This is a genomic window from Photobacterium satsumensis (genome assembly GCF_050336935.1).
In the GTDB taxonomy this organism is placed as follows: domain Bacteria; phylum Pseudomonadota; class Gammaproteobacteria; order Enterobacterales; family Vibrionaceae; genus Photobacterium; species Photobacterium satsumensis.
Genome location: NZ_JAKJSK010000008.1, coordinates 116,930 through 136,780, shown reverse-complemented (window position 1 = coordinate 136,780; position 19,851 = coordinate 116,930). Strand labels below are relative to the sequence as shown.

The following is a 19,851-nucleotide window of genomic DNA, read 5'->3' as shown; positions in this document are numbered from 1 at the left end:
ACTTGAAGTTACTTGGTATATGAGCGGCAGCCGAAATGGCTGTCGCTAGCTGTAATTTTTTAATGCTATGGATAGATGTTGCCAAAGGTTATGAAGGCTTGATTTCGGAGTTAATCTATTGATGTGTTCTGTCTGCTGGTATCGCCTGTTAATATTGCTCTCCTTTTTTTTGCTTATGGCTTGTAATGATTCACATCAAGAAGCGCAATATTCCCCGCCTGTTGGTTTAACGCAAGTCGACGAGCCTGTCTCTAATTACGAGCACGATCTGTTGGTTATAGCTTCGGGGACCTTGAAACCTGTTGGCGAGGTCGAAGTAGGATCTGAAGTCTCAGGCAGAATTATTGAGCTGTTGGTCGATTTTAATGACGTTGTTAGCAAAGGGCAGACGATAGCGCGTATTGACCCGAAATTTTTTGAAGCACAAATTCGTCAAGCCGAAGCGGCATTACTCAATGCAAAGGCGTTGGTCGCGATGAAGCAGGCGTCTCTACGCCAATCTTTACGCTCTTTGAAGCGTATTAGAGCCCTCAATAAGCGCAAGGCGGTATCCGAGAACAGTCTAGAAGAGGCAGAGACGAATGTCTGGGTGGCCGAGGCCGAACTGGAGCAAGCCCAAGCTGTTGTGATCAGCCACGAAGCAGAGCTGGAAGAGGCGAGAGTGACATTATCTCGCACGGAAATTCTGGCCCCCATTGATGGCATCGTGTTGTCTCGTGAGGTCATGAGTGGGCAAACCGTCGCGGCGAGCCTAGAAGCGCCTAAATTATTTAAAATCGCCCATACCTTAGATGAGATGGAGATTCATGCCAGAATTGACGAAGCTGATATTGGTCAGATCCGCACAGGGCAGGAGGCTGAATTTACCGTACCGGCTTATGGTGAACGACGTTATATTGCCAAGGTCGAACAAATTCGTGTCGCCCCGTTAGTGGTGGATAATGTTGTGACGTATACCGTTGTTTTATCGGTTGAAAACAGTGGTGATTCGTTATTACCCGGTATGACCGCCGTGGTTGAGATCACCACCGATGAGACATCGAGCAAAACCAATGCGAGTTACACTTCACGCATTGGGGAGTCAATGACTTCTGAACCTGATGCGTTAAATGATAACTAGGTTTTTATTGCGATGAGTTACTGGCTGTATCTGACTAATGCATTGCGGATTATTTATCGTCACCGTCTGCGTAGTGCCCTGACAATATTGGGTATCATGATTGGTGTTACCGCGGTGGTTACCGTGATAGGTGTTGGTGCCGGCAGCCAACATCAAGTATTACAGCAGGTCGAAAGCTTAGGTGCCGATTTACTGTTTATCGAACCTGATGTGATGGAAAGTGGTGGCGTGCAAATGCAAGGTCACTCATCGACGCTGACGGTTGATGATATTACGGCGATACGAAATTTGGTCCCCAATGTATTAGTTACCTCTCCATCGGTCTTTGCCGAGGGGCGTGTAATTTACGGGGCACGGAATTGGATCAGTAGAATACAAGGTACGACTCGCGATTATCTATTACTCAGGAAATGGGGAATAGCTCAAGGGCGCATGTTTAGCGAATTTGAAGAAAGCCGGGCAAAAAAAGTAGCGGTGCTTGGAGAAAGTGTCGCAACGGCACTGTTTGATAGTGAGAGCGCCATAGGTAAAACCCTACGAATAGGAAAAACCCCGTTTAAGGTAATTGGTGTATTGCAACGCAAGGGGCAATCTCCTGGGGGAATGGATCAAGATGACAGGGTGCTTATTCCTCTGTCTACGGCCAAGTTACGTATCATTGGCTTGAGTAAAACCCGCCCAGGGACTATTCATTATGCCCACATTCGGATTGATGACCAAGACAAGATCAACGAAAGCATCGGTCACATACAACGGCTCTTACGACGTCAGCATCGTCTTCCTGATAATAAACCCGATGACTTCATCATTAACGACTTAACCGAGCTTCAAGAAAGTATGGCTGATGCCACACGTTCGATGACCTTTTGGTTAGCATGCGTTGCTGCTATATCTCTGGTCGTAGGGGGGATCAGTATTATGAATGTGATGCTGGTAGCGGTGCGTGAACGGACCGAAGAAATAGGACTGCGCCGTGCCTTAGGGGCGACACACAAAGACATCAGAAACCAGTTCATTATTGAAGCAACATGCCTTACCGCGATCGGTGGCCTTTCTGGACTCGCTTTGGGGGCAATATTGGTGTCTGCGGTTGCAACAATACGTGACTTTCCGGTGATTATCACGCTAAGCGCCCTTCTTTTAGCGCTTGGCTCGGCCTGTTTGGTCGGTCTTGTTTCGGGGCTTTATCCCGCTTTAGTTGCCTCTCGGCTTGATCCTATTCGGGCGCTAAAGCGAGAGTAATGTTTGTCGATGCTAATAAGCATGAGGGTTAGTTTATGGGGGTAATCGCATCGTCACTGGTACAGTTGGACACTGTTAGCCGAGTTTACGCGATGGGCCAAACGGATGTCATTGCGCTACGCGCTATTTCTCTCTCCATAAGCGCTGGGGAATACCTTGCGATAACCGGTACGTCCGGCTCTGGCAAGTCCACTTTATTGCAAATCATTGGCTGCTTGGATACACCGACCACAGGGAGGTATGTACTTAATGGCAGTCGTGTTGACGAGCTCTCAGACTTTGCACTTTCCCATGTTCGTAACCATCAAATTGGGTTTGTCTTCCAAGCTTTCCATCTGTTGCCGCAATTTAATGTTTGCGAGAATATCGAGCTGCCCCTTCTCTACCGTGAACTATCGAGCCAGCAGCGAGAAAAAAAAGTCAAAGAGGCGTTGGGCAAAGTTGGTTTGAACAAGCGTGGCCTTCATAAGCCCCATGAACTTTCAGGTGGCGAGCGGCAAAGGGTCGCGATTGCCAGAGCGCTGGTTGGTTCGCCATCGCTCCTGTTGGCTGATGAACCTACGGGTAACCTGGATCATAAGACCGGTGAAGAGATCATGCATATTATTGAAAGGCTGAATGCAGAGGGCGTGACAGTTGTTATGGTGACGCATGATCTCGAAAAAGCGCAGCGTGCTCGTCGCCGAATAGAAATGCAAGATGGTCAGATCCTTTGACATTAATGATGATCATCGTACCGAGTCTGCTCAATCGTAAGGTTCTTTCTCATGAAAGTAGCCTTGCGTAAATGCATGACTTTTCAGTCTGGTCGCTTGCCTTGATGATCTTTGCCATAGATACTGGCTGTCGATGTAAGGAGCTTGCTTAGGAGATGATTGGTTGGCAAAAAAGTATTATGTAGTGTGGAAAGGGCGACAAACGGGCATTTTTACGTCTTGGGCTGAGTGTAAAGCGCAAGTTGATAAATTTGCCGGGGCAAAATATAAGTCGTTTCCAACACAAGAAGAAGCAGAAAGCGCCTTTGGCAATCAGCGAGCAGGCGGGAAGGTAGCGGCGAAGCCAAGTAGCGCTAAAGCGGTTACTAAGGTTGCTTCCAAGGTAAATAAGCCTAAGAAAGCACCGCTTACCCAAGCTCAAATTGACGATATGCCATTTGAGATAAAAATCTTTACCGATGGTGCCAGTGATCCTAACCCCGGTGAAGCCGGCGCTGGGATTGCCGTGTACGAAAATAATACATTAGCCGAGTTGTGGTACGGCATTTATCAGTCGTTTGGTACCAATAATACCGCCGAGCTGAATGGTCTTAACCAGGCATTCTTACTTGCAAAAGAGAAGATGGCGAAAGGGCATACCGTGGCGATTTATTGTGATTCTACCTACGCGATACAGTGTATTACGACCTGGGCTAAAGGTTGGGAATCCAAAGGATGGGTGAAGTCTGGTGGTGAAATTAAAAACCTCGACCTGATTAAACCTATGTATGTGCTATACCAAGAAATAGAGAAGAAACTGACGATACATCATGTGAACGGCCACGTGGGTATTGAGGGGAATGAATTGGCTGATCGGATGTCGATTGTTGCTATTGATACTCGAGAAGAAGGCTTGAGTTTGTATCGCGAGACCTCTGATATCTCAAAAATCCTTGCATTGCGAGCAGGGTAAAGCGTTAACCTAGTCAAACAAAAGCCAGCGTGAGACACGCTGGCTTTTCTGTTTGAGAAACTGAATTAACCTTCAGCTCTCTTCACTCGAATTTTGCTTTTAGCTAAGCTGCTAAGGTTTAGGGAAGCGATGGCTGCTTTTGCTTCATCGTCATTTGGCATCTCAACAAATGCGAACCCTTTCGACTGGCCGGTTTCTTGGTCTAAAACAAGCGTACATTCCGCTACAGCGCCATGAGTTGCAAACAGGGCGCGAATTTCATGCTCTGCTGTGGTACGAGCTAGGTTACGAACTAAAAGTTTCATATTTATCCGTCTGGACTATAAGTTACGTGCGGATTGTCGCAGGTTCGCCTGCGCAAACCAAGATAAATAATCATCCCCCCCTTTTTAGAGCTGCGTCCACTTTGCTCAAAGGGGAGATGAATGTGCAGGTTTGTTAGCTGGATACAGCTAAATTAGACATTTGCACTGTGTTACTCCGGATAACATAGCGTAGTCGAAGCAGCATGAGTAGTGCCGCAACGGTCAGGCCGGTGACAATCCCGACCCAAAAACCGGTTTCACCCATGGCAGGTACGATTTTATCTGTCAGGCCCATCACCATCCCCAAAGGCAGTGCTAATCCCCAGTATGCGGTAATCGCCAAGATCATCGGTATCTTGGTATCTTTGTAGCCGCGTAGGGCACCGTTTGCTGAGGTTTGTAGTGCATCACTCATCTGGTAGACCGCGGTGTAAACAAGCAATGTCGCGGCGGTAGCACTGATCACAGGATCGGCTGTGTAAAGGCGGATGATCCATTCAGGGAACAGCAGGAAAAATGCCACAGAAATTAGTGACAGCATGCCTGCGACAATAATGCCGAACAGGCTTCTTTCCTTCGCGCCTTGGTAGTTCTTTGCACCCAGTGCATGGCCAACACGGATGGTAATGCCGAAAGACAGGCTCATCGGGATCATATAGGTCATGCTGGAAATGTTCAGGGCGATTTGCGCTGCTGCCACATTCTCGGCACCAATACGGCCGATAAGTAGGGCAATAACCGCGAAAATACTGCCACATACGGCGATATTCATACCAATTGGCACACCGAGTCTTAGTAGGTGCAGGCAATCCTTTAATCGTGGTTTGATATCGGCAAAGTGAATGATTTTCTTATAATGGTGATGCCCTTTGATGTACGAATACAGCAACCCGGACATAATCCAATAGACAATACTGGTTGCCCAGCCACAGCCGACTGCGCCAAGGGCAGGGAAGCCAAACTTACCGTAAATCAGCACATAGTTGATTGGGATGTTCAGCAGCAGCCCGATAACGGAAACCAGCATTGGGGCGCGGGTATTGTTCATGCCCTCACAAAAGCCGTTCAGAGTGTAGAACAGGGCGATGCCCGGTACACCGAAGGCCAGAGCCAGTACATAATCACCGGCAATAGGAATGATTTCGGGGGCGACGCCGATACCGCCGAGAATATTGCCCCCTTGCGACAGGTAGATGATCACTAGGCTGCTGACCAAAGCCGCAACCCAAATCATTTGGATAAATTCGATACGTACCTTGTCGATATCATTTGCACCGCGATGAAAAGCAACCATCGGGGTTAGTGCCATGATAATGCCGCGAAGCAATAAGGAAACCGGTAGCCAGAGGCTGGTACCCAAAGCGATAGCGGCGAGATCGGCAGCACTGACTTGTCCAGCCATGGTGGTGTCGACAAAGCCCATCGCTTGAGTCGCGAGCTGGGTCATAATAATAGGGATCGACAGGTGTAATAGCGAGCCGGATTCACGGGTAAAGCGAGAAAAAAGCGTAGTGCTTTTTTGAGTATTTTTTTGCATGAGGTATAGATAACACCTATAGAAATGCACCAATGGAAGCAGGATGGCAGGTGTGCATTTTTAGGGTGCGCCCTTCAGGGCGGGGGGAATATATCCAGCCTTTGCATAAAGTGCAAGGCTGGATATGTAAGTGGGTTTAGATTAAGCCGTTTGAACCTGCGGACTTACCTTGAAGCCGCGGATGATATTGCTCAGGGTGATCAGGGCAAACACCACGATCACAATCGACAAATGCCACGGCTGGCTAAGGCCCAATGTCACCAGGCTCATACTGACAATTGATGAGGCGATCATCTGGCCGCCACCTGACATGGCAGCAGCAGCGCCAGCTTGTTTCTTATAGGGCTGCATCACCATTGCTTGTGAACATGGCAGGGCAATGCCGTTACCTAATATCATTAGAAACTGACCCAGCATTAGGTAGAGCGGTTCAACGGGGCAAAAGAACAACCATAGCGCGGCACCAGCATGTAAAACCGGCGTAAAAAACAGCATCTTTTGTGTGCCGATTTTCGGCCGGACGCGGTTGGTCAGGGTGGTCCCCACCAACATACCCAGAGCAGGGATCAATGCCCACATTGCGTATTCATCGGATGTCATGCCGATTTGATTTTGCATAATGAAAGGCATTACCGACACGGTGGTGATCATCAGGCTGAAGTTGAGCCAGCCAATACTGGCAAAGCTCATGAAATAGCGCGAGGTAAGCAGTTGCCAATATTGCTGGGCCATTTTCTTTGGGGACGGCACTTTCGAGGTCTGCTTCATGGTTTCCTTGAAGCGGAAGGCAATCACCAGCCAGACAAGGCTGACATAGCCAAGCAGGGAAGTAAAAACCATGGTCCAACCGAAATGGAAGTTAATAAAGCCGCCAATTACCGGTGCCATCAAAGGGGTCAGTGAAGCGGCCATGGCGATATATGACATGGCCAAGGGGAGCTCTGCACCACTGAAACGGTCACGGGTAGAGGCCCGCGCAAGAACGGCGCAGCACCCGGTCCCCAAACCTTGTAGAAAACGTCCCAATACCATCCCGGTGAATGAATGGCTTAGCGAGATGATCATCAACAATCCACATAGGGCAATCAACAGCCCTGTCATTAGAACCTTTTTGCGCCCCAGTGCATCTGAGATAGGTCCATAGAGAAATTGTGATGGACCAAAGCCGAGTAGGTAGACACTGACGAGAAGCTGCGCTTGGTCGAGCGAAATATCAAAGTCTTTGGCAATCCAAGGCAGGGAAGGAAACACCAGTCCCATACTCAATTGTCCGACACTGATGATCAGGCAAACTAGCCCCAAGGCTTTCCAGAAATTACGGTCTTTCATTACAGGTTGTTATCCTTGTGGCGAGGATTTTTGTGCCGGGTACGCAATGTGCCTTCATCATCGAACTGGCTTAATTTGCACTTCACGCGTTTGACTGTGGAAATACTGACTTCACAGCTGTCTGCAACATGCTGGAGCTTGTGGCCTTCGAGTAACAAGGCGGCTATCTGTTGGTGTTTATCGTGATCTACCGGGCGGCCACGGAATTTCTGCTGCCACAAGTCAGGATCTTGTTTCATGGCTTTTCGGCTATGTTCGGCCGCAAGTAGTCGGCGGCGGGTTTGCACGGTACCGTAGCCGTGGAGCAGCGAAAGTAGTACCCGACTTGCTTCTGAGTTAGGCGAAAACGTGAGTGGTTCGGACAGTGTTTTCAGCGTTACGCCCTTGTCGAGCAGCGCCGATACTGTTGCTTGAACCTGATTGAAGTCATGCCCAAATGCCGTCAGCCACCATACCCAAACAAGATCGCCAGAGTTGAGGTTCTCGAACATTTGGCGAAAGCCCTGGCGATCCATTGGATCGACATCTCCGCGCCCTCGATCTTGTACCTGCTCCGCTTTTGGTTCGACTGCAAGCAAGGCATCAAGCTGCTGTTGGTGATCGGTATTTCTTGGGGAATAGCGTGAATAGATGTATTTCGCCATAAGCAGAAAATAGCTCACTTGATGTAATGGTTCATAAATATACCTCGAGTGGTTCATTTAAACAATGAACAGAACCTGTCATGGCTCTATCCACTGTGATATACGGGTTATTGAAATAAGGTCAATTTAGCTAATCTGCATCACCAGCTTACCGCTATGTTGCTGCTCTTTAAGGTGTTTGAGTGCTTCAGGGAGCTGTTCGAATGAATAGACGTGATCCACCATCGGATCCAGTTTGCCTTCACTCACCAGATTGGCGAGTTGATTACCGATATCGGCGAGGTGTTGTATGTGCTCGATGTGGCCGTGGGAGTAAGTGCCATGCAGGGCGACTTCATGCAAGCTAAGGGCTTTGGTTGTCGCGAGCAGGGGCACTTGGTTGAACTGATCGGCAATCATTACAATATGGCCGTTGTAGCGAACCAAGGCGCTCATGGTACTGCCGGATTTGGCCGATACGCAATCAATAACTCCGTGTACCAGCTTGTCCTCGGTATATTCGATGAGCCGCATGGCGATATTTTCAGTATGTGGGTCAATGACTTCATCTACGCCATAGGAAAGAAGCCGCAGGTGATGATGGCCATCGGCAATGGCATAGACGGTTGCACCCAGCAATTTTGCCAGTTGGGCCGCAAACCCACCCACGCCACCTCCGGCACCGGTAATGGCAATGCTTTGTCCAGTTTCTAGCCGGAGCTTGTCATGAACCGCAATCCAGGCTGAGTAGCCTGCACAGGGAAGGGCGGCTGCTTGAGTAAAGCTGACATTGTCGGGCAAGCGGCTGACCGCATAGGCTTTGGCTTTGGCGTATTGGGCGAAGCCGCCGCCATCGCGAGGGTCAATAAACGCCATGACCCGATCGCCTGGCTGGAAATGGTGGACGTCTTTTCCGACTTCGGTGATGGTGCCTGCTATATCCAACCCGATAATTTGTGGATAGTTCCAGGTAGCATAGCCCCAATGGGCAAGTTTATAGTCGATAGGGTTCAGGCCGACAGCTTCTATCTGGATACAGACATCTTCGGCTGACGGGATGGGTTTGATTGCCGTTGTCAGTACCAATTGATCGATACCTTCCGGCTGGTTTAATTTCCATGCTTTCATTGGCCACCACTGTAATTTTTATTGTATTTCTTATCCATTATTTAACAATAAACCAAATTTTTTATTTTTGGCCGCCAAGTCAGAGTTTATGGGCGAGGACAGAGTGCCGGTTATACCAAATTCAGTAATATTCTGGCCCATCAGAGAAAATTAACAGGTAACAGATCCCAGAGTTTAAAAAGATGAAGCCAATAAAAAACGCCTCTTAGCTAAGAGGCGTCTGAAGAATAGGTAATACGTCGAGGTTAGACTTAGCCTAGGCGCTCGTTTAGGTACGCTTCGTAATCAGGGATTTCAATTTCAACTTTTTCCGCCAGTCTTGGTGATGAGATCATAAAGTTGGCACTGGCGCGGTTGGTGGCAACCGGAATGTTCCATACGGCTGAAATGCGAAGCAGTGCTTTTACATCGGGATCATGCGGTACTGCATTGAGCGGATCCCAGAAGAAAATCATCATATCAATCTTGCCTTCGGAAATCAGTGCACCAAGCTGTTGATCACCACCCATTGGGCCGCTTAGCAAACAGTTGACTTCAAGACCCGATTCACGCGCAATCATATGGCCGGTTGTACCTGTGGCATACAAGATATGATTTGTTAATTTATCTTTGTGCTCATTGACCCAGCGAAGCAGGTGGGTTTTACAGTTGTCATGAGCGACAAGCGCGATGTGTTTTGATTCTTCCATTGTTCGGGTTGTTACGTGCATCTACTACTCCACAGAGACAAAATTGATAACAGCTATCGGGCATAGTGTATTGCGAGGGTGTGACAGCTGTGTGGTGTTATCTTTCAGCCATATGTAATGGATTGCACTTAATGAGGAAAAAATTGTGCAACTCAATTAGAGGCATCAAGTATAAGTACCAGAGCTCGCATAGGAAGTACAAATAAATCTTTTCAAATCATTGGTTAGGTAACAGAATTCTACTATATGGGACCAGCGATTGCTGGCCCCTGGATAGAATTGCATCAAACTGGATATGGCCGAAATTGGTATTACGGTGCTTCTACATGGAAGACCGGACGAAACTCTGCGGGTGAAAGGGACTCGGCGATCACTGTACTATTTAGGTTATCCGGTGTCAGCAGGGCGAGGATCGGGGCAAGATCTTTTTTCAGTGGTTTGCCTTCAAGATACCTTACCGCTTGGTCGACCGACAGCATCGCCTGCTGGGCCATTTTGTCGCTTGGGGCGAAGAGGATCTTGCCACGAAGCAGACCACGGTATACCCCATGACTGAGGTAGGTCGATAGGATCTTGGTTTCTTTACTTAAGTGTTTGGCCCTCAACTCACTGATCGCGACTTCTGCCGAGACTGCGCCACCGACGATGTAGTCGAAATGCTGTTCGTCTGCCAGCAGTTGCTGGATCAGGTTGCGCTGCAGCTCCTTGCTATGATCAGCCCACAACGTCGTGACAATATTGATATCACTGCCTTCAGTGGCATCATAAAAGCCCTGGACAACGGGTTTGGTTCCCCCGCGTTTTTGTGGACCCGGCAGTAGAGCAACATTGACCATACCACTGCCATTGGGATGGCGCTTAGCTAAAAATTCACCGGTACGGTAACCCATTTGATACCAATCAACCCCCACACGGGCAATGACTTTGTCATCGCTGTTTTGGTTGCTGGTATCGAGGTAGTTGATGGTGGCAAAAACCGGAATGTCGTCAGTTAACTGGGTCAGCATATTTTCATAGGCTAGGCTATCAACAGTGCCCAAAATGATGGCGTCTGCATGCCATTCTCGACAGTCGGCAAGCTGACTTTGTTGTTTATCGAGGTTCGGGTAGCCCCCGGCTTCGAGCACTTTAAGTTCAACACCCAGCCTTTTGGCATGTTCAACCATGCCGTAATTGACGGATAACCAATAGGAGTCTTTCAGGTGCGGGTAAACGGCACAGAGTTTCCATGGCTTGCTAGCACTCTCTAGCGGTTGGTATTGGATCTGTGTTGCTTGTTTGTTGGCCTCAAAAGGCGGGGTATAGGCGATAACCTTCGCCGCTTGGGCGGTTTGGTTGATACCGGCAATTGCCAGCAATGTTATCGCTATTGTCTTTATCATGTTGTAACCGTCGGGAAATAGGGCTGTTTGGGTATATTTAGCTGGTATAATAGCATTTTTACTGTTTCCTGTTAGGTGTGCCTGCCTGTTCCCCATGTTGTCATGGTTGATTGAGCAGCAGACCTCCTTTCTCTGCCACGGTTTATCTTTATGACCCTTACTCCCAGTAGCATTGGCCAGAAACTGCTGATAGCTTTTTCCATGATGGCTGGCTTGATGATCATTGCAGTGGTGATTGGCGTTGCCGGTTTTTCCCTCGTTGCCAAAACCGAGCGGACGGTGATCAATACTGCTGTTCCTGCTTTGGTTGAAGCCCGCCAGCTTTCCGATCTCAGTACCCGTATTATCTTCAACGCCCAGGTATTGGCGAAGTCGAAAGATGAAAAAGAGCGGGAGCAGCAGGGGAAGTCGCTGACGCTTCATATTCGTGCGCTTAATAACAGCCTGCAATCCCTTAATCAATATGCATTCGAGCCAGAGCTGATGACGCAGCTAGAAACGGATGTTAAAAACATCGTTAACAATTTGGCCATGCTGGGTGTGCTGGTTGGCAGAAAGCTTGAGCTAACAGAGCAAGTGCGAGCACTTAATGACACCATGACGGTGGCGACGAAACAAATTGATGAGCTGTCCCAGTCACAAGTATCCAATGCCAATACTATTGCGGTCGCTAATGTTTCTCGTATCTATGACTTGGTCGAAAGGGACAACAAGGAAGCGGTGTTCAATGCTCTCGATAGCTTGGTTGAAGTGGATATGGATCTCAGTGAGCGTCTTTTTGAGCTGCGTTTCCTCTCACTGCAGGTTATCAATATGCTTGATGATAGCGAGCAAGTAAGCACGGTTAGGGACCTCAACAAATTAAGACAGCGTTTTGAATATGCTGTTGGCGTGATTGAACAGCGAGTGCAATCGGTCGAAGACCCAAGCCGCTCTGAACAACTGCTAGAACAAGTGAAAGCACTCAGTAATGATGGCGGCTTCTTCTCGGATATGGAAGCGCTGATCCATGCCAACCAGGATGTCGAACGAATGGAGCAGCAAAATTTGGTGCTGTTCCAGCAGCTGAACCAAACCGTAGACGGTATCATTCAGGCGGCGAATGTCGGTACTCAAAAGGCCGTGACCCAAGTTGACGAGACCCTCACCGTCGCTAGAAATAGCTTGATTGCGATTTCGGCTTTGGGGATGGTGGCACTGGTGCTGATCATGTGGCGTTATGTCTATGCTCGGGTGATCCGGCGCATCAATGATTACAGTAAGGCCTTGATGGCACTGGCCCGAGGTGACTTGGAGATTCGTTTGACCACACAGGGTGATGATGAATTGGCACTGATGGGGCGGGCCATTATGGTTGCCCGCGATACGGCTTATGAGCGTCACAGGTTGGCACAAGTTGAGTCGAAAATCCGTTATGAGCTGCAACAGCACAAAAACAGCCTGGAGCAATTAGTGGCGGAGCGTACCAGCCAGTTGGAAAAGGCGAACGAGAAGCTCAACCAAGAGGTGTATAACCATGCCAAAGCTCGGTCTGAAGCCGAGCAGGCCAACCGGGCAAAATCAGCATTTCTGGCAACCATGAGTCACGAGATCCGCACCCCGATGAATGGGGTTCTCGGGACGGCCTCCTTGTTGGCCGATACTGGGTTGAATGACCAGCAGACGGAATATTTGAAGGTGATTAACCGAAGTGGTGAAACTCTTCTCGATATCCTCAATGATGTACTGGATTACTCGAAAATCGAAGCAGGTCACCTAGACATCAGGCCGGCTAATTTCTCGCTCCATACCTTGGTTAAGGATGTTTACAGCCTGTTTGCCGGCCGGGCACAGTGCAAACACATTCGCCTGCTGACAGATATTGATGACAATGTTGCAGAGTACTGGGTGGGAGATGCAACCCGTATTCGCCAAGTTTTGGCGAACCTAGTGGGTAATGCCATCAAGTTTACCGATGATGGGCAAGTGACCGTGTTGGTGTCAGCATCGGCCCATGACCCATCACGGCTGCATATTGAAGTGGAAGATACGGGGATGGGGATTCCGCATCATGAACAGCAAGTGATGTTTGATGCCTTCCAGCAGTCCAGCGAAGGTCGGCAAGCTGTCGGTGGTACGGGATTAGGACTGGCCATTAGCAAGCGTATCGTTGAAGCCATGGGCGGTGAAATTAGTCTTATTTCATCGCCCGGCGAGGGGAGCTGTTTCTGGTTTACTTTAACGCTTGAACCCGGGGTGCAGGATGAAAACTTAAGCGTTGGTATGGGATCGAACTTACCTGCGGCGAAGGTGCTGCTGGTGGAAGATAACCCGGTCAACAGCTTGGTTGCCGAAGGCTTCTTGCGCCGCTTGGGCCACCAAACGTTGATTGCAGAAGATGGCCACCAGGCAAGAGAGCTCTATGCTGAGCATGACTTTGATATTGTCTTATTGGATATCAACCTGCCGGATACCGATGGTGTCACCTTGCTGGGCGAACTCCAGCAGCTGAAATCGACGAGTGATACCGAAGTAGCGGGAAATAAAACACCATTTGTCGCTTTTTCTGCCCATGTCTTCAATGAAGAAGTTGAACAATATTTGGCGGCGGGTTTTGCCGGCTTCTTGCCAAAACCCTTGGTTGAACACCAGCTAGTGGATGTATTGAATAATATTCTTGGCGGTGCAGAGAGAGTGGGCGGCGTCATTATAGAGAATGATCAGAACCAAAAGGTAACAACAAGTATGGATGAGCAAATGCCAGTACTCGACGAGTCAGTCTTGGGGAGCGATCTTCAGGTGCTGGGTCAGGCAATGGTCGAGAAAATGATATCCCTGTTTGCTGAGTCGTCAAATGAGACGATGGCGAAACTGCTTCCTGCGATGGAGAGCGGCGATCTCACTTCTGTATCCAGTTTGTCTCATAACCTTAAAGGGGCTGCAGGCACCATGGGGCTGCGCCAACTTCATCAGATTTGCATGGTGATCGAGACGTCGGCAAAAGAAGGAAATATTGATCAAGGGGCGGCCAATGAATTGAAAACAGTGCATCAGCAATCGCTTATCGCATTGGCACAGTCGTTTTCAGCCGGGAAATAAACGGCATTGAAAAAGGCTGCGAAGTCGCAGCCTTTTTATTATTTGTCGTTATAAAATGCAGATTTCGGCGCATTTGGGATCTCACCGGTTTCGGTCGGGTTGCTAGGATCCCCGCTCCATTCAAACCAGCCACCATCATAGACACTGATGTCTTTCCATCCCATCACATGGGCGTAGAAAAAGACTTCTGACGCCCGCCAGCCTGTTCCGCAATAGAATGAGACGGTCTGCGATGCGTTGATCCCCCAATCCTTCCAGAACTGGGTCATAATATCTGGGCTCATCATGGTATCGTCCGGGTTGCGGAAATCTTCCAGGTGATAAGCATCCGAACCGCCGTGACCCCACTTTGAGCCTTTGATCCGGCCTTTGGGTTCGATGTAGCGATAGCCGCTGGTTTCACCGGTGTATTCCGCCCAGCTTCGGATACTGACCAAAGACTGGTGCTGAGGATCAGACAGAATGTCTCTGGCTTGCGGGACATCAATCATGTACTGCGGGTTGGCCGGAATCGTTCGGCCGAATTCTACCGGTTTGGCGCGGTTGCGAAGCGGTTGGGTCGATAGTCCTGCATTGACCCAAGACTGCCAGCCGCCATTGAGCAGGCGGACATCATCGACACCGGCGTACATCAACAAACTTGCGACGCGGGCGGCGGCGGTATTGTCGCGGCCATATAGGATCACGGTTGTATCGTGGGCAACACCTAACGTTTTGATGGCCTCTTCCAGTTTCTGATCATCAACACGGTTCCACCAAGGTTCAGACTCTATGGTGTTGGTATTGAGGTAAAGAGCAGAGGGGATATGGGCTGCTAGGTATTTCGTTGGCGGTCCCCATGCAACTTCGACGATTTTAAAGCCTTTAGCAGGTGGGTGAATCACCTCTTTGCCATTAATCAGTTGGTGGAGCCACTGCGCAGGTACTAGCTGTTGGTAGTTTTCTAGCGCAGTCAGTTGCCCTGAATAGTCGGTAATGGATTGGTCAATTAACTTAACGTTAGTGTTGCCTAAGATTTCAAGCTGAGAGTGTAAAATGTCTGCTTTCTCAGGCTGGCAGTAGAGGTATGTTGGCTTAGTAAGGTCAATGCCACGGTTTTCTAATTCTGCACGGACAACTTGAGGGCGAAGCGTTGATAGCCAGTCGGCATCGAAATTGATAGCGCCGGGAAAGTGGCCGCCGCGTGTTTGGTTGGCTTCAGGCCAGCCGTTATAGTGATTACTCGACCGACAGTCGATGATTTGGACGTCTTGGTTATTATCGGCGGCTAACTGGTCAAAAGTTGCCGCCATAAGTTGGGGACTGATAATTGTGGCGGTGGAAAGTAGTGTCCACTTCATGAATTTCATATGAAATACCCAGCATAAACAACAAAGCCAGCATTATATAATGCTGGCTAGGTATTTTATTGATATAAGTAACGTTTCAGCCGCTTAGCTGGCTGGTGTCGCCGTATTTCTCGAGCGGCTCACATTATTACCATTAGGCTTACGGCTACGTTGACCCGGCTTTTGGCCGCGTGGCTTTGCATCACTGCTACGAGTATTTTTGCCATTGCCATTGCCATTGCCATTGCCATTGCCATTGCCATTGCCATTGCCGCTGTCCTGACGTTTGCGTTGCTGGCCATTAGCATTGCGAGGCTTTTTATCGCCTTGCGCTGAACGATTAGCACCACCATTGCCGCCTCGGCGTGGGCCAGATGAACGTTTTGGCTGGTTACCCTTCTCAGCGTTGTTTTCCGCTGACTCTTTAGGCGCCTTAGCTTTCTTGGGTTTTTTCGCTTTTAGCGGTTTGATCGCTAGCGAATTAGGCAGTGCAGCTGTTGGTTTAAAGCCCACCACATCTTTACGCTCTAGGTGTTTTTGAATCAATTGCTCAATGGCATTTAGCTCTTTGACTTCTTCTGAACAGACTAGAGAAACAGCATGACCATTAGCACCGGCACGGCCTGTACGACCAATACGGTGAACATAATCTTCTGCAATATTCGGCAGGTCAAAATTCACAACTTGCGGTAACTGATCGATATCAATACCACGCGCGGCTATATCGGTTGCAACCAAGATGCGAACTTCACCGGTTTTGAAATGTGCCAATGCTTTGGTACGTGCCCCTTGGCTCTTGTTACCGTGAATAGCAGCTGCTGTGATATCACGCTCTTCAAGGTATTTTGCCAATCGGTTAGCGCCATGCTTGGTACGAGTGAAGACAAGCGCCTGTTGCCACTTTTTCTCTTGGATGAGTTTGGTCAGCAGCGCTGGTTTTTTCTTTTTATCCGTTGGATAAATCCATTGCTCTACCGTTGTTGCCGTACTGTTGCGCGGGGTCACCGAAATCTCAACCGGGTTGTTGGTCAGATCACGAGCCAATTCACGAATTTCTTCAGAGAAGGTGGCAGAGAACAGCAAGTTCTGGCGTTTAGCTGGTAGTTTCGCCAGAATTTTTTTGATGTCGCGGATAAAGCCCATATCCAGCATGCGGTCGGCTTCGTCCAGTACCAGAACTTCAAGCTGGTTGAACTTAACGGCATTCTGACCCATAAGATCCAGCAAGCGGCCAGGGGTCGCAACCAGTACGTCAGCACCTTGACGCATGCGCATCATCTGAGGGTTAATTTTTACACCACCGAAAACAACAGCAGAGCTAAGCGGCAGGCGCTTTGAGTAAGTTGCGACATTTTCGCCCACCTGAGCGGCAAGCTCGCGGGTTGGGGTCAGTACCAGTGCGCGGACTTGGTTTGCGCGTACTACTGGGCCTTTAGACAGAAGCTCGAGAATTGGCAGGGTAAAGCCTGCAGTTTTACCTGTTCCTGTCTGTGCAGCTGCCATGACGTCACGGCCTTCCAATACCGCAGGGATAGCCTGAGCTTGGATCGGAGACGGGGTTTCATAGCCTTGGTTGGCAACAGCTTCAAGGATTGGGGTACAAAGGCCCAAAGAGGCAAAACTCATAGATAATTCTCATTCGGAAGAAAAATTTGATCTGCCTCACACAGGCAGCAAGCCGGCTAGCTTACAGCAGGATCGAGAAAAGTCCTAATTCTATGCGTTTGATGCCTGCACTAATAATTTCAATGTATTGGTTTCTCAATGCCGTATCGTCATGTTGCCATTACAGTTTGTGTGCTGTCAGCTATCAGTGGGGGCAATGAGAAGCTCAAACCGTTCGTTGCCACGCAGCGAATCAAAGTCTTTTTCTTCTGCGGCTAATTCACGCAACGAAGCACTGTCAGTTACGGCTTTCTCCAAATCATCAATGGCTAATTCTTCGGATCCTAGGCAGGCATAAGCACAGGCGCGCTGGTAGAGAGCGTGGGCATTGTGGGGATCGAGTTCCAGTACCCGGTTACACAGGCTAAGCCCCCAGTGGAACTCTCGAATTTCGATAATGGCATCGGCCTTGTAGATAAGTGCTTCCAGGTCACCGGGGCGGATTTTCAAGATCTCGTCATAGACTTCGATCTTCTGCTCTGGAGTCTGCAGCCCTTGCGAGCGTAGCCACAAATTATGGATCTCATTGATGATCTCAATCTCTTTGTTGTTTTGGGCAATAATGCGGGTTTTTCGTTTGAGATCTTGTTCGAGGCGCTGGAATTTTTGTTCGTATTGCTGGGCGATAGACTGAAGCTGTTGGTCTGCGGCCTTCTTGGTGTTGTCACGAAGTTCACGCAGTGACTGCCAGCCGACGAAAGCAAACAGCGAAGCAGCACCGGCAATGAGGTAGAAGAAATAGGTGACGGTGACGTTGGCATAGTTCATCGACTTGTCGGCGACGGCCAGCTCTCGGTCGGTGATTTCAATGACCATACGGCGCTCGAGATCTTGCTGATCTTTGCGTAATGACTTGAGCTCATCAAGGATATACCTTTCCATCAGGGGACGTTCCAGAATATTATCTGCTGCTGGCTGTGCCTCGGCATGGGTAAAGGCCGGCAATGCGAAGGCGACGAATAAGAGCAGAGAACGTAAGAACATAGGGACTTCCTTGAGCTAAATATACTTTAAGGAATAGTAGTCTAAAGGAATGGTATTTTGATGGGAAATGGATGTTAACAAAGAAGAATAGCGCTGACGGCCTGAGTATGTTGATTGCTTACTAACAACGAGGCACAGGAAGAAATTGGTTGGCGGCCAAAACCTTGGTTACCATCAGCGCTGGAGAGACGTCGAATCCGGATTAGCTTGGCAGTTAAATCACTCTTCCAAACCACCTTCTTTTTGCACAGAGGCCAGCAAGGCTTTGCGTTTTAGCTCTTTATCGGCTTCATTCTGGCAATGCACTTTGTTGGCTTCTTCGAAGCTGGTTTCTGCGTTGTGTGTGAAAACATAATCTTTATTAAAAGTCAGCATGACGTTTTACCCTCAAGTCATCATGTTGTTTACGGATCACATCCTGTCTTTATTTGGTTAAAAAACCATCATCCCTGACTAATTATTTTAAGGAGGAGGATAAAGGCGTAGTTCACATTTTCCTCGCTCTTGTAGGCGTAGAACGACCAAAAGGCCGTTAATCTATACCGAGTAGTTTCAGCGCCTTTCTGGCTGAGTCAAAGGCAAATTTTGCTGGATCAATCTCATTGCGCTTGATCCAGTGAACGGCTGCAACATCATCATTTGCTTGCATTTTTGGTTTGCTCTCAAGCGTAATGTGAAAGATAACATCACAGGTTTTGTATTCGATTTTCCGGTAAACATAGGTATTGGGTGCCGAGCCGATATAACGAATATCAGTAGGCTGAAAGCCAAGTTCCTCTTGCAGCTCACGGCATAGTGCCTGTTCCAAGGATTCGTCATAATCAACAAAGCCACCGGGAAAATCGAGCATGCCTTTACCGGGCTCACGTGCACGTTCAGCGACCAAGATCTCATCGTCAAAACAGATCACGGCCATTACCGCTGATGCTGTATTGTGAAAATAGGTAAACTGGCAGTGTTTGCAGCGAAATGTCTTGTCGTCGATGCGATCTAACGAGGCATGCCCGCAGGATGGACAGTACATGTGGCTTCCTTTGTTGAAGAGGCTGGCTGTTGAAATGAGTCGCGAGAATAACGTAGCAACCGCGTGAATGCCAAGCGGGAATGAGTTAAAATTCATTAAGTGCTATACCCAAGTCATTCTCGCTGAACAAAGCACCTTGAAGTTACTTGGGTATATAGCGCCAATTAAATTATTGAAGTCACCACTGGTTGAAAAAATGTCTGAAGAACACGAAGAATACGAAGTTGAAGCCCTTGGGGTTGAGGTGAATGCCCAACCGATTGAGCTTTATAAGGTGTTGAAAATTGCCAATGCAGTAAGTGGTGGCGGTGAAGCAAAATTTGCTATTTCCGAAGGCTATGTAGCCGTTAACGGTGAGTTGGAGCAGCGTAAGCGCCGCAAGGTATACGACGGTGATGTGATTGAATTCAACAACGAGTTCTATCTGGTACTTTGCGATCAGCCTGTGACCGAGGTCGTAGAAAGACCGAAGAAGGAAGCAGAGCCCAAGCCTGTCCCTCGCTCGAAACCAAGCTCAAATGCCGCAAAAGGCAAAGGGCAGGGTACCAAAGCACAAGGTGCAGGTTCGAAAGGGGCTGGTCCTCAAGGAAAAGGTTCCCAAAGTCCTCGCTCTAAAGGTAATAGCGCCAATAAAGGCCGTGCAGGTAATGCGGCCAAAGGTTCTAAAGCAAAAGGGCCTGCAGATAAAGCAACGGGGCGTAAGCCAATCAGTTTTTAAATTAACTTGCTTTAAGCTTGCTATATAAACG

General features: G+C 48.7%; 18 protein-coding genes. 6 read left to right on the top strand and 12 right to left on the bottom strand.

All coding sequences use genetic code 11. From position 1 onward, the window contains the following. Nucleotides 1-175 precede the first annotated feature (175 nt). The 4 genes from L4D79_RS16810 to L4D79_RS16795 all read left to right on the top strand — a co-directional run bounded on the left by L4D79_RS16810 (nt 176) and on the right by L4D79_RS16795 (nt 4,030). Nucleotides 176-1,120, top strand: coding sequence for an efflux RND transporter periplasmic adaptor subunit (locus L4D79_RS16810; protein ID WP_428652727.1), 945 nt, complete (start codon nt 176-178; stop codon nt 1,118-1,120). 12 nt (nt 1,121-1,132) lie between these two features. Continuing rightward, nucleotides 1,133-2,362 (top strand): ABC transporter permease, encoded by a 1,230-nt coding sequence (locus L4D79_RS16805; RefSeq protein ID WP_428652726.1) that lies wholly within the window; start codon nt 1,133-1,135, stop codon nt 2,360-2,362. Nucleotides 2,363-2,397: 35 nt separating this feature from the next. Continuing rightward, nucleotides 2,398-3,078: an ABC transporter ATP-binding protein gene (locus tag L4D79_RS16800; protein WP_428652725.1), complete on the top strand. Its 681-nt coding sequence runs from the start codon at nt 2,398-2,400 to the stop codon at nt 3,076-3,078. Between the two features lie 163 nt (nt 3,079-3,241). Then, complete coding sequence (locus L4D79_RS16795) at nt 3,242-4,030, top strand: ribonuclease H1 domain-containing protein (RefSeq protein WP_428652724.1); 789 nt, start codon at nt 3,242-3,244, stop codon at nt 4,028-4,030. A 65-nt stretch (nt 4,031-4,095) separates the two neighbouring features. On the opposite strand, the gene L4D79_RS16790 is transcribed toward L4D79_RS16795, so the two are convergent. The 7 genes from L4D79_RS16790 to torT form a co-directional block, all read right to left on the bottom strand. Continuing rightward, on the bottom strand, nt 4,096-4,335 hold the full coding sequence (locus L4D79_RS16790) for an RNA recognition motif domain-containing protein (RefSeq protein ID WP_428652723.1): 240 nt from the start codon (nt 4,333-4,335) through the stop codon (nt 4,096-4,098). A gap of 133 nt (nt 4,336-4,468) precedes the next feature. Continuing rightward, complete coding sequence (locus L4D79_RS16785; RefSeq protein WP_428652722.1) at nt 4,469-5,872, bottom strand: MATE family efflux transporter; 1,404 nt, start codon at nt 5,870-5,872, stop codon at nt 4,469-4,471. A 141-nt stretch (nt 5,873-6,013) separates the two neighbouring features. Beyond that, nucleotides 6,014-7,201, bottom strand: coding sequence for a multidrug effflux MFS transporter (locus tag L4D79_RS16780; protein ID WP_428652721.1), 1,188 nt, complete (start codon nt 7,199-7,201; stop codon nt 6,014-6,016). Then, the gene (locus tag L4D79_RS16775; protein WP_428652720.1) at nt 7,201-7,845 is read right to left on the bottom strand and encodes a recombinase family protein; all 645 of its coding nucleotides are present in this window, start codon (nt 7,843-7,845) and stop codon (nt 7,201-7,203) included. Before L4D79_RS16775 ends, L4D79_RS16780 begins: the two co-directional genes overlap by 1 nt. A gap of 126 nt (nt 7,846-7,971) precedes the next feature. Beyond that, nucleotides 7,972-8,952 carry a zinc-binding dehydrogenase gene (locus L4D79_RS16770; protein ID WP_428652719.1) on the bottom strand — a complete coding sequence of 327 codons (981 nt, stop codon included), beginning with the start codon at nt 8,950-8,952 and terminating at the stop codon, nt 7,972-7,974. Nucleotides 8,953-9,203: 251 nt separating this feature from the next. After that, on the bottom strand, nt 9,204-9,662 hold the full coding sequence (locus tag L4D79_RS16765; protein WP_428652718.1) for a methylglyoxal synthase: 459 nt from the start codon (nt 9,660-9,662) through the stop codon (nt 9,204-9,206). A gap of 290 nt (nt 9,663-9,952) precedes the next feature. Next, a complete protein-coding gene (torT, locus tag L4D79_RS16760; RefSeq protein ID WP_428652717.1) occupies nt 9,953-11,023 on the bottom strand; it encodes a TMAO reductase system periplasmic protein TorT in 1,071 nt (356 codons plus the stop codon). Nucleotides 11,024-11,173: 150 nt separating this feature from the next. On the opposite strand from torT, the gene torS reads away from it, so the two are divergent. Further along, a complete protein-coding gene (gene torS / locus L4D79_RS16755) occupies nt 11,174-14,101 on the top strand; it encodes a TMAO reductase system sensor histidine kinase/response regulator TorS (protein WP_428652716.1) in 2,928 nt (975 codons plus the stop codon). A 38-nt stretch (nt 14,102-14,139) separates the two neighbouring features. Here torS and L4D79_RS16750 read toward each other — a convergent pair whose 3' ends face one another. The 5 genes from L4D79_RS16750 to L4D79_RS16730 form a co-directional block, all read right to left on the bottom strand. Then, nucleotides 14,140-15,450 (bottom strand): rhodanese-like domain-containing protein, encoded by a 1,311-nt coding sequence (locus L4D79_RS16750; RefSeq protein WP_428652715.1) that lies wholly within the window; start codon nt 15,448-15,450, stop codon nt 14,140-14,142. Between the two features lie 84 nt (nt 15,451-15,534). Then, a complete protein-coding gene (locus L4D79_RS16745; protein WP_428652714.1) occupies nt 15,535-17,055 on the bottom strand; it encodes a DEAD/DEAH box helicase in 1,521 nt (506 codons plus the stop codon). Nucleotides 17,056-17,232: 177 nt separating this feature from the next. Further along, nucleotides 17,233-18,078, bottom strand: a complete 846-nt coding sequence (locus L4D79_RS16740; RefSeq protein ID WP_428652713.1) for a TPR end-of-group domain-containing protein — start codon at nt 18,076-18,078, stop codon at nt 17,233-17,235. A 219-nt stretch (nt 18,079-18,297) separates the two neighbouring features. Next, the gene (locus L4D79_RS16735; protein WP_428652712.1) at nt 18,298-18,453 is read right to left on the bottom strand and encodes a hypothetical protein; all 156 of its coding nucleotides are present in this window, start codon (nt 18,451-18,453) and stop codon (nt 18,298-18,300) included. Nucleotides 18,454-18,610: 157 nt separating this feature from the next. Next, nucleotides 18,611-19,102 (bottom strand): NUDIX hydrolase, encoded by a 492-nt coding sequence (locus L4D79_RS16730; protein WP_428652711.1) that lies wholly within the window; start codon nt 19,100-19,102, stop codon nt 18,611-18,613. Nucleotides 19,103-19,298: 196 nt separating this feature from the next. Here L4D79_RS16730 and L4D79_RS16725 point away from each other — a divergent pair, with 196 nt between their 5' ends. After that, nucleotides 19,299-19,820 (top strand): RNA-binding S4 domain-containing protein, encoded by a 522-nt coding sequence (locus L4D79_RS16725; RefSeq protein ID WP_428652710.1) that lies wholly within the window; start codon nt 19,299-19,301, stop codon nt 19,818-19,820. The last annotated feature ends 31 nt before the right edge of the window (nt 19,821-19,851 follow it).